Annotated in this window: 9 protein-coding genes; 1 reads left to right on the top strand and 8 read right to left on the bottom strand. The window is 65.1% G+C overall.

Annotated features, from left to right (window positions below):
• The 3 genes from VGM61_RS10205 to VGM61_RS10195 all read right to left on the bottom strand — a co-directional run.
• Positions 1-754: carboxyl transferase domain-containing protein (locus VGM61_RS10205; protein ID WP_331522694.1), on the bottom strand; the 754-nt coding region annotated here is incomplete at its 3' end.
• A 149-nt stretch (positions 755-903) separates the two neighbouring features.
• Complete coding sequence (locus tag VGM61_RS10200; RefSeq protein ID WP_331522693.1) at positions 904-1,296, bottom strand: hypothetical protein; 393 nt, start codon at positions 1,294-1,296, stop codon at positions 904-906.
• Between the two features lie 177 nt (positions 1,297-1,473).
• Positions 1,474-2,655: an acetyl-CoA C-acyltransferase gene (locus VGM61_RS10195; protein WP_331522692.1), complete on the bottom strand. Its 1,182-nt coding sequence runs from the start codon at positions 2,653-2,655 to the stop codon at positions 1,474-1,476.
• 307 nt (positions 2,656-2,962) lie between these two features.
• Here VGM61_RS10195 and VGM61_RS10190 point away from each other — a divergent pair, with 307 nt between their 5' ends.
• A complete protein-coding gene (locus VGM61_RS10190) occupies positions 2,963-5,638 on the top strand; it encodes a S8 family serine peptidase (RefSeq protein WP_331522690.1) in 2,676 nt (891 codons plus the stop codon).
• Positions 5,639-5,656: 18 nt separating this feature from the next.
• Here the strand turns inward: VGM61_RS10190 and VGM61_RS10185 are convergent, their stop codons facing one another.
• From VGM61_RS10185 to VGM61_RS10165, 5 genes are all read right to left on the bottom strand, one after another.
• Positions 5,657-6,814 carry an isovaleryl-CoA dehydrogenase gene (locus VGM61_RS10185; protein WP_331522689.1) on the bottom strand — a complete coding sequence of 386 codons (1,158 nt, stop codon included), beginning with the start codon at positions 6,812-6,814 and terminating at the stop codon, positions 5,657-5,659.
• Between the two features lie 85 nt (positions 6,815-6,899).
• Positions 6,900-9,029: a YccS family putative transporter gene (gene yccS / locus VGM61_RS10180; RefSeq protein WP_331522688.1), complete on the bottom strand. Its 2,130-nt coding sequence runs from the start codon at positions 9,027-9,029 to the stop codon at positions 6,900-6,902.
• 53 nt (positions 9,030-9,082) lie between these two features.
• On the bottom strand, positions 9,083-9,811 hold the full coding sequence (fabG, locus tag VGM61_RS10175) for a 3-oxoacyl-ACP reductase FabG (protein ID WP_331522687.1): 729 nt from the start codon (positions 9,809-9,811) through the stop codon (positions 9,083-9,085).
• Positions 9,808-10,284: a hotdog family protein gene (locus tag VGM61_RS10170; protein ID WP_331522686.1), complete on the bottom strand. Its 477-nt coding sequence runs from the start codon at positions 10,282-10,284 to the stop codon at positions 9,808-9,810. Before VGM61_RS10170 ends, fabG begins: the two co-directional genes overlap by 4 nt.
• Positions 10,281-10,700, bottom strand: a complete 420-nt coding sequence (locus VGM61_RS10165) for an acyl-CoA thioesterase (RefSeq protein WP_414694850.1) — start codon at positions 10,698-10,700, stop codon at positions 10,281-10,283. Before VGM61_RS10165 ends, VGM61_RS10170 begins: the two co-directional genes overlap by 4 nt.
• Between the last annotated feature and the right edge of the window lie 18 nt (positions 10,701-10,718).

Genomic DNA, 10,718 nt, shown 5'->3' with positions numbered 1-10,718 from the left:
CGTCAAGCGCATAATGATCGGTAACGCCGGAGATGCGGCTATGCACATCGGCGCCACCCAATTCCTCGGCCGTGACGATCTCGCCGGTCGCGGCCTTCACCAAAGGGGGGCCGCCGAGAAAGATCGTGCCCTGGCCCTTGACAATGATCGACTCGTCGGACATCGCCGGCACATAGGCGCCCCCCGCCGTGCACGAGCCCATGACGATCGCGATCTGCGGCACGCCAAGCGACGAGAGATTGGCCTGGTTATAGAAGATGCGGCCGAAATGCTCCCGGTCGGGAAAGACGTCGGTCTGGTGCGGCAAGTTGGCGCCGCCCGAATCCACCAGGTAGATGCAGGGCAGGTGGTTTTCCATCGCCACTTCCTGGGCGCGCAGGTGCTTTTTCACCGTGATAGGGAAATATGTGCCGCCCTTTACCGTGGCATCGTTGGCCACCACCACTACTTCAAGCCCATGCACGCGGCCGATGCCGGTGACCAGGCCCGCCGCGGGTGCGGCATCGTCGTACATGCCGTGTGCGGCCAATGGCGAGAGTTCGAGAAACGGTGAGCCGGGATCGAGCAGCGCACGGATGCGCTCGCGGGGCAGCAGCTTGCCGCGGCCCTCGTGTTTCTCGCGTGCCTTGGCGCCACCGCCGCCTGCCACGCGTTCCAGTTGCGTGCGCAAGTCGTCGACCAGGCCCTGCATGTGGGCGCTGGCGGCAAGAAAATCGGCCGAGTGCGGATCGAGCTGCGAGGTGATGATGGGCATGCGTAGGCCGCGCTGGTGAGCAGCGGGTAATCATAGCGGTGCTGGCGGCCGCGCGGTCGTGGCGGTGCAGCATAAGCGGCCGGGCGCGCCGGGCGAGGGCAAAAAAAGACCGGCCGCACGAGGCGGCCGGTCTTTTGTATCGCGAGGGATTACTGCTTCTTGGCGTCGTCAGCCGACGACTTGGCGTTGTCCGCCGCGTCCTTGGCGTTGTCGGCAGCCTTGCCAGCCTGGTCGGCGGCGTTGTTGGCGGCATCCTTGGACATCGAGGACATCGCGCCACCGGAAGTGCCGGCGGAAGCGGCGGCATTGGAGGCCTGGTTGGCCGCCTGGCTGGCCTGGTCAGCCGAGCTCTGCGCCTGCTGCGCGGCCTGGGTGGTGGCCTGGTTCTGCGCGGACTCCGCAGCCTGCTGGGCCTTGTCGGCCTGCTGCTGGGCATCGGCCGCCTGCTTCTGGGCATCCTGTGCCGAATCCTGCGCGCCGTTGCTGCATGCCGCCAGCAACGCGACGAGCGCGGAGGCGAGTAGGGTACGCGTAACAGTCATTGAAATCTCCTTAGCCGTGGAATGCCGTTTGGCGGGCGTATTAATAGCGCAGCTTCCGTAGATAAGCCACCGCCGGGCCTGTCTCCCTTCAGGGCGCATTAAAGGCAGGCAAACATCGTGCATGCAGCCTCGACGCGGTGCACATGGCGCGTTCGCGCCACGTGCACCTGATCTTCACTAAGGGATTTGCACCGCAACCGCCGTGGCTTCACCGCCACCGATGCAAAGCGACGCCACGCCCCGGTGCAGCCCACGCTTGCGTAGTGCGTGGATCAACGTCACCAATACGCGCGCACCGCTGGCCCCGATCGGGTGGCCAAGGGCGCATGCGCCGCCGTTGACGTTGATCTTTTCGTGCGTGATGCCCAATTCGCGCATCGCTGCCATCGGCACTACCGCAAAGGCTTCATTCACTTCGAACAGGTCGACGTCGTCGACTTTCCAGCCGGCCTTTTCCAGCACCTTGGTGATGGCGCCCACGGGCGCGGTGGTGAACCATTCCGGTTCCTGCGAATGCGTGGCGTGCGCGACGATGGTAGCGAGCACGTCCAGGCCGCGCCGGTTGGCTTCGCCTTCGGAGGTAAGTACCAGCGCCGCGGCGCCATCGGAGATCGAGGAGGAACTTGCCGCGGTGATCGTGCCGTTTTCCTTGCGGAAGGCCGGCTTCAACTGCGGCACCTTGGCCACGTCCGAACGACCGGGTTGTTCATCGGTGTCGACATCCACCGTGCCCTTGCGGCCGGTAACGCTTACCTTGACGATCTCGTCGGCGAAGCCGCCATTGGACTGGGCTGCCTTGGCGCGTTCCACCGAAGTGATGGCGAAGGCATCCTGTTCCTCACGGGTGAAATGGTATTTGTCGGCGCATGATTCGCCGAACACGCCCATGGCCTTGCCATCGTACGGATTGGTCAGGCCGTCCCATGCCATGTGGTCCACCAGTTGGCCGTCGCCGTAGCGGATGCCGGTGCGGGCGTTGACCATGTGCGGTGCGTTGGTCATCGACTCCATGCCGCCGGCAACCACGATGGTGGCGGAGCCGGCGCGGATCAGGTCGTGCCCAAGCATCACCGCCTTCATGCCCGAGCCGCACACCTTGTTGATGGTGGTGCAGCCGGTAGACACGGGCAGGCCGGCGGCAAGAGATGCCTGGCGCGCCGGGGCCTGGCCGAGATTGGCGGGCAGTACGCAGCCCATGATCACTTCACTCACGTCTGCCGCAGGAACTTGCGCCTGCTCAAGCGCGGCACGGATCGCCGTAGCGCCCAGGGTGGGCGTGGGTACCCCGGTGAACTGGCCAAGGAAAGAACCGATTGCCGTGCGCCGCGCGCCGGCGATGACCACGTTCATGTCGCTCATCAAAACACTCCGGTTAACGGCAGGGCCGTCGATAACAGGTGATTATCGCAGCGGGGTGTTCATGCAGCAAACGTGCACCCGGTCGCTGATATTTAGCGACAGTATGCGAATATCGGCCCAAGGGTTGGGTAAATGGCGTTGATGCCAGGAAAACGCAAGGGGAGTTAAAGGAATGCTGGGTAAAGATAATACCTGGGTCCGAAAGGACCTCGCCGTGGGCGTGTGCTTGGCTCTTGCGTTGGCCGGTTGTTCGGGCGGTGGGGGCAGCAAGCCCTCAACGGTAACCACACCTCCGGTGACACCACCGGTGACTCCTCCCACGGTACCCAATCCTCCTGTCGATGCGCAGATCGCACTTACCCATGCCGATGTCGCCCATACGGCGGGTTTCAATGGCCAGGGAGTGGTCATCGGCATTGTCGACACGGGTGTGTCCCGCAATCATCCGGCGCTGACCGGGCGCGTCACTGCCAACCTGAACTACGTCGATTCGACGACGAACAATCTGACCGTGGACGACGTGGTTGGCCATGGCACGGCCGTGGCAGAAATCGCCGCCGGTACGCCGTTCCAGAAGTTCGCCGGCGGCATCGCGCCTGAATCGACCATTGTTTCGGCGCGCATCATCGACGACAAGGAACCGACGGACGATGGCTCGGGTAATGGCAACCAGGCCGGCAGTGCCGATGCCGACTACCTTGGACGCGTCAACGATGCGCTCATGCTCAACCATGTCAGGGTGATGAACAATTCCTGGGGCGGGTTGTACTGGGATGCCACCGCCACCGCCACCACGCAAAGTTTCCACGATGCCTACGCACCCTTCATAGCCGGTGGAGGACTGGTGGTATTTGCCGCAGGCAACGACTCCAAGGCCAATCCGTCCGACAATGCGGCGTTGCCTTCGCGTGCCGCCGACCTTGCCCGTGGATGGCTTGCTGTCGTGGCGCTGGACAGCAATAACCCGACGACACTGGCCAGCTATTCGAACCAGTGCGGTTCGGCCATGAGTTACTGTCTGGCCGCGCCGGGCGATGTCATCGTCAGCGGCCAGAACGACACCCAGAACAACCCTTCCTATTTCGTCTACGAAGGCACGTCGCTCGCCGCGCCCCAGGTAAGCGGCGCGGCGGCGGTGGTTTGGTCGGCCTTTCCGTACTTCACCAACGATAATGTGCGGCAGACCCTGCTCGGTACCGCGACGGATCTGGGCACTACCGGACCGGACGCTACCTTCGGATATGGCGCGCTCAATGTCGGCAAGGCCATCCTTGGGCCGGCGCAGTTCGATTGGGGCGACTTTGCCGTCAACATCGGCACGACCACCTCAACCTGGGCCAACGATATTGGCGGTGAAGGCAACCTCGTGGTCAGTGGCACGACCGGCCATCTCACCCTGGGCGGAGCGAATAACTATACCGGCCTGACCACGGTGAACGGCGGCACCTTGACCGCGTTGCAGCCGTTCACCGGCGTCGTGCAGACCGGGCCCCTGGGTACGCTTGAACTGGGCGGCGCATCGGGCAGCGCCGTGGGCGGCAACCTGCTCAACCAGGGCACCGTGCGGATGCAGGGCAATGTGACGGTGGGAGGCAATTTCAACCAGTCCGCCGGCGCCACCCTTTCCACCTATATCGGGGCGGTGTTGCAGGTAGGCGGGACCGTCAAGCTTGACGGTAACCTCTATTTCGCCGGCGCCACGCCGGGGTATGTGAGCACGGTGCACCAGTCGGTGCTTACCGCATTCGGCGGCGTGACGGGTATCTTCGCCACCGTCAGTTCAGCGCCGAACGTGATGCTGAGCACCACCGTGCAGTACGCGTCGAACGAGGTATGGCTGGACACCACGCGCGTGAACGTCACTCAGGTTACCGGCGTTTCTTCCCGCCCCGTGACGCTAGGCTCGGCCGAGCGCGTGGAAGGTGCCTTTACCCAGCTTGATGCCGCAGCCAGGACCCCAGGCTCCGGCGTGTCCACCGACGCTCTGCTGGGTGCGGCGATGATCCAGCAGGCGCCCACGGCGCAAGTGGCGCAGAAGTCGCTGGAATCGTTGTCGGGCCAGTTGCATGCCGCCAGCGCTGCGATGACGCTGGAGGCCATCGATGAAGGCAACCAGGCGCTGTCCAGCCGCATGGCCAGCCTCGCTTCCAACCAGCTCGCCGGCGCCTGGACGCAGCGCCTGGGTTATAGCGGTGGCATGAGCCGCGGCGGTTACGGCAACGTCGGGGTGGATGTCTCGGGGTTCCTGGTCGGTCAGGACCACAAGCTTGGCGCCAGCGGCATCGTTGGTTTCGCGCTCAGCCAGTCACAGGGGCTGGGCCAGTTGGCCGAGAGCGTGGACCAGGGTCGAAGCCATGCCACGGAAGCCTCCGCATACCTTGGCACCGTGCGTGACCGGTATTACGCCATGGGCCGCGTCGGCCTGGGCCAGTACCGCGAAACGATGTACCGCGGCGTGCAGCTGGGTGAAGTGGCCACGGGCGTGTCGAGCAATTCGCAGGGCCACTACGCCGTAGCCTATGGCGAGAGCGGCATGCGTCTTTCCACGGGCGCGGTATCGATCACCCCGTATGCCGACCTCGAGTACGACCGCATCGACCGGGGCGGCTTCAGTGAAACGGGCGCGGCGGGCTTTGGCCTGACCGCCGATGGCCAGGTGCTGTCGCGCTGGCAGGCGGGCGCGGGCCTGCGCGCGGGCCGCGACTGGCTGCTGCCTTCCGGAGGGAGGGTAAGCCTGAACGGTCACGTGGCCTGGCAACATGCCTTTGCCACCCAGGGCGACGTCTTCGCCGCCCGCTTCACCGGCATCGATTCGTGGGGCCCGGTTGGTGGCATCGGCCTGGCGCGCAACGCGGCGCTGGTGGGCGCCACGCTCGACTGGAGCATCACGCCGCGTTCGGGGCTGAAGATGTCGCTGGACCAGCGTTTCGGTGACCGCGACAGTTCGAAGATGGCCATGGTGAGCTACACCATGGCTTTCTGATGTCGGGGCTTTCCAACATCAGCTCTTGCCGTGGAACAATTCCCGTCCGATCAACATGCGCCGGATTTCGTTGGTGCCGGCGCCGATCTCGTAGAGCTTGGCGTCGCGCAGCAGGCGTCCGGCCGGGAACTCGTTGATGTAACCATTGCCCCCCAAGGCCTGGATCGCTTCCAGGGTCACCTTCACAGCGTTGGTGCTGGCATTGAGCAGGCACGCGGCCGGATCGATGCGTGAGCGGATACCTTCGTCGAACTGGCGCGCCACCATGTAGGCAAAGCCGCGTGACGATTGCAACGCGGTGTACATGTCGGCCACTTTCGCCTGCATCATGCCGAAGGTACCGATCGGTGCGTTGAACTGCTTGCGTTCGCGCACATAGGGCAGCGTCAAATCCATGGCTGCCTGCATCAGGCCGATCGGGCCGCCAGAGAGCACCAGGCGCTCGGTATCCAGGCCACCCATCAGCACGCGCACGCCTTCGTTCACTTCACCAACGATGTTTTCGGCGGGAATTTCGCAGTTCTCGAACACCAGTTCGCAGGTGTTGGACCCGCGCATGCCGAGCTTGTCGAGCTTTTGCGCGGTGGAAAAGCCCTTCATGCCCTTTTCGATGATGAAGGCCGTCATGCAGCGGCTTCCCGCCGCGCGCGGTGCGGTGCGCATGTACACCAGCAGCACGTCGGCATCCGGACCGTTGGTGATCCACATCTTGCTGCCGTTGGCCACCCACACGCCGTCTTTTTCTTCGGCACGGCAGGTCATCGAGCCGACCACGTCGGAACCGGCGCCCGGCTCGCTCATTGCCAGCGCGCCCACCCATTCACCGCTGCAAAGCTTCGGCAGGTATTTGCGGCGCTGCGCGTCGTTGCCGTTGTAATTGATGTTCTGCACACAGAGATTCGAATGCGCACCGTAGGACAGGCCCACGGAACCGGATGCACGGGAGATTTCTTCCATCGCCACCAGGTGCGCCAGGTAGCCCAGGCCGCTGCCGCCGAATTCCTCGGCCACGGTCATGCCCAGCAGGCCCATCTCGCCGAACTTTACCCACAGGTCGTCGGGGAAGGCGTTGTCGCGGTCGATACGGTCGGCGCGCGGGGCGATTTCCTTCTCGGCGAAGCCGTGGACGCTTTCGCGAAGGGTGTCGAGATCGTCGCCGAGGGGGAACGGACGCATGCAAAGCTCCTGGAAAACATTGAAAAGCCACCCATGGTAGCGCGCGGGCCGGCGGGGGCCTTGGCGCAACGCACAACGGGCGCGGTTAGCCTGATACTGCGCCCATGTCCGTGAACCCCGTTTGGGCCTTCGCCAGCAACAGGCTCTGCAGGCTCACCAGGCGCGGCAATCCCGCGGCCTGGTTTGCTTGTAATTGAAGCGATCCCAGCCATGCTGCATCTGCGGCCTGGATGGCGTGGCCCTCGCGCACCAGGCGGGCCAGCCGCTCGTAGCCGTCCGCTACCTCGTCAAGCCCCCGCAGCGCCATGGCACCGTCCGCCCCTTCGGGCAAGGCTTCCCGGTGTGCGCCCAGGGTGGAGAGATGGGCCAGTACCTGTTGCGAATGGGTCATGAGCCGCAAGGCTGCCTCAGTTGCAGTACGGGTGTGCGTGGGTTCTGCCAGCATCTGGTTGATGGATCCGGCCAGCGCCGCGTGTGCGTTGTGTGCGTCGCGGCGGGCCACGCGGTAGGGGAGGTCGTCGTGTCTGCCATGCATATACTGCATCGCGATGTGGCGAAGGTAGGCTGCATCGGCGGCGAGTGCATCGGCGATGAGGTCAGGCAGGTTCCGGCCGCGCCAGTCGGGCAGGATGAAACGCAGCGCCGCCGCAGCGACCGCCGCTCCCATCAGGGTATCGAGCAGCCGAGGCGCGATGGCGCCGTAACTGGCCCCGGGCTCATCGAAGCAAAGCAGCACGAACAGCGTGATGGTGGCGGTGGCCAGGGTATAGCGCTTGCGCCAGAAGGCGAAGAAACCCGCGCCGGTCGCCACCACCAGGGGCAGGCGCCAGTCGCCGCCAGGCAGCACATGCAGCAACGTCCAGCCTACCACCAGGCCGAGCACGGTACCGGCCACGCGCTGCAGCAGGCGCAGCCGCGTAGCCCCGTAGCCGGGCTGGCAAACGAACAAGGTGGTGAGCAGGATCCAGTAGCCATGCTTCGGGTGCACGGCGAGCAGCAGCAGGTAACCACCCAGCATGCCCGCGGACAGGCGCACCGCATGGCGAAATCGCATCGAGCGGCGGGTGATCTGTACACGGGTCCTTGCCAGCGCGTCGCTGAAGGTGGGAGGGTCCGGATTCTGCAGTGCGTAGTCGGTATCCCGTGCTGCCTCGTTGCCCGAAGTAAGTGTCTCCTGCAGGCGTTCGACATTGCGTAGCAGCCCGGTCAGCGCCTCGTCGATGCCGGCATCGCGCGAGCCGGCCCCGAGCTCCACTGAGCTGCGCACGTCTTCGAGCGCGTGCCGGGGCAGGGCGAGCGAGCCCGGGGGCAAGGTGCGCCGGATCTCCTCCGCGCGGGCGCCGCAGGCGATGGATTGCAGGCGGATCAGGCGGCCGAAGCGGAACATGATGTCGCTATGGAACAGCGCCTCGGCCAGTTTTTCGTACGGGTAATGCGAGGAACTGACGCGCTCGTGGATGTCCTGGGCTGCGAAGTACAGCCGTAGCCGCGCGGCCATGCGACCCCTCGGCTGGCGGCGGCCGAGCCGATCGAGCAGGACCATGCGTGTCTCGTTCAGTGCGTCCACTGTCCGCGCCGACAGCGACGCCAGCTGCATGTCCAGGGCGTCACGGTCCAGGTCCCGCACCGGTTCGAACAATGCTGCCTTGACTTCCAGCTGTGCGGCCAGCGCCTCGAATAGCCGCGCCAACGCCAGGCGAACTGCCCGCTGCGGCGCGAGCGCGCTCCAGGCCAGTGACAGCACGCCGTACCAGGCAGCACCCAGGAGCATCGCTGTGGTTATGAGCCAAGGCTCGCCCGTGGCCAGCGATGGATCGGACGCGATCATCATGTACACCGAGAGGATCAGCGTGGCCGCGGCGATCGTGGCGTAACGGCCGCTGACCGCGCCAAGCATCACCAGCACGAAAGTTCCCACGGGCAGGGCGAGGGCGAACAGCCAGGGCAGGGTAATGGTTTGCCGTACGGTGAACGCCGCCAACGCGAAGCAGGCAAGGGTGACCACCAGGCCACGCAGCCGCGCGCTCCATGCATCATCGGTTTCGGCAACGGCACACGCGATGACGCCGAGCATCGCCGGAACAGCGCTTGCGCGTTCATCTCGCAGCACGCACCACACCAGCACGCCGCCGAGCGCCAGCAGGACGCGGACGACGTCGGCAGCCCGGTCAGATTCGGTCAGTGCGACAAGGCGTTGTCGTAAGGTTATCGGCATGGCCCAAGCCTAGCGCAGGGCCTGTGTGCACGGCTGCCGCGGCAGGTATTTTTTCAGCAAAGCCCACCGTTGACCGCGATCACCTGGCGGGTGACGTACCCGGCGTCAGGGCCCATCAGGAAGCGCACGGCGGCGGCGACTTCGTCGGGCGTACCCACCCGCTGCATCGGGATCATCGCCAGGATCGCTTCCATCGGCACGTCGCCGTCCACCATGTCGGTGTCGATCAATCCGGGCGCCACGCAGTTCACGGTGATCTGCCGTTTAGCCAGCTCCACAGCCAGCGCCTTGGCCGCGCCGATCACGCCGGCTTTGGACGCACTGTAGTTGACCTGGCCACGGTTGCCGATGATGCCCGACACCGAGGTGATGCATACGATGCGCCCCGGCGCGCGACGGCGGATCATCGGCATCACCAGCGGATGCAGCACGTTGTAGAAGCCATCCAGGTTGGTCCGCAGCACGCTGTCCCAGTCCTCGCCGCTCAAGGCGGGGAATGCACCATCACGGGTAAGGCCCGCATTGCACACCACGCCGTAATACGCGCCATGGCTTGCGATATCCGCTTCCAGTGCCGCGGCCGTGGCGGTGCGGTCGGCGATGTCGAACTGCAGCACGCGCGCGTCGCGTCCCAATGCCTGTACCTGTGTCTGCACAGCCAGTGCTTCATCGCGGCGCGATCGGCAATGAACGACGATGTCGTAACCGGCTTCGGCCAGGCGCAGCGCGATCGCGCGGCCGATGCCACGGCTGGAGCCAGTGACCAGGATGGTTTGCGTCATGATGAATGCCCGGGTTCAAGGAGCGGATGGTCCGGTGACAGTAGCGCTGCCGCATCGGGAGGGCTGAACACCGTCAGGCGTGCCTGCGCGAGTGTGTGTTCGTGTTCGATCCTGCAGTTGAAGGCTGCCATGCCTTCCGGGTCGTTGAAGCCGCGCTCGGCCAGCACGCGCAACGTCGCGCCGATGGGAAAGCTCACCGCCGTGCACCGATAGCTTCGCGTGCCCAGCAGGAACCCGGGCCGCACGCCTTCGCCCTGCGTGCGCGCCGTGCAACCGTTCCAGACGGCGATCGCCTGCGCCATCAGTTCGATGCCTGCCCAGGCAGGAAAGCCGGAGCGGGCATCGACGAACATGGCGCCTTCGCGCACGGTAAGGGCACAGGCAACATGGTCGGTGCCGAAATCCAGGAGTTCGTCCAGCAGCACCATGCTGCCGGTGTGCGGAACCAGGTCGGCGATGCGCCAGCGATTCATGCCGGTGCGCCTTCGTTGCCGCCGGCCGCCGCCAGGGCCCGCTCCACGGCCTCGACGAAAACCGATGGCGATTCCAATTGCAATTCGCCCGACGATATCGCCACTGCCACCTGCACGGTACTGGCAAGGGTGATGCGCTCGTGGGTTTCGGCGTCGAGCACGCGGTAGTGCACCTTCAGGCGATTGTGCCACTCCACGAGGTCGGCGCGTACGACCAGGTGCTGGCCGAAGCGGGCAGCGCGCACATAGCGAAGCTGCAGGTCGACGATCGGCCACAGGTAGCCGGATGCCTTCATCTGGCGATAGTCGTGGCCGATGCGTTCGAGCAGGGCGCAACGGGCCAGCTCCAGGTATTTCACGTAGTGGCCGTGCCATACCACGTCCATCGAATCGACGTCGAAGAAGGGTACTTCCACGGGTATCTCGATCCGAAG

The organism is Pinirhizobacter sp. (assembly GCF_036499745.1).
Classification (GTDB): domain Bacteria; phylum Pseudomonadota; class Gammaproteobacteria; order Xanthomonadales; family Rhodanobacteraceae; genus Pinirhizobacter.
Note: the sequence above shows the minus strand (reverse complement) of the source record. Positions and strands in the feature narration are given on the sequence as shown.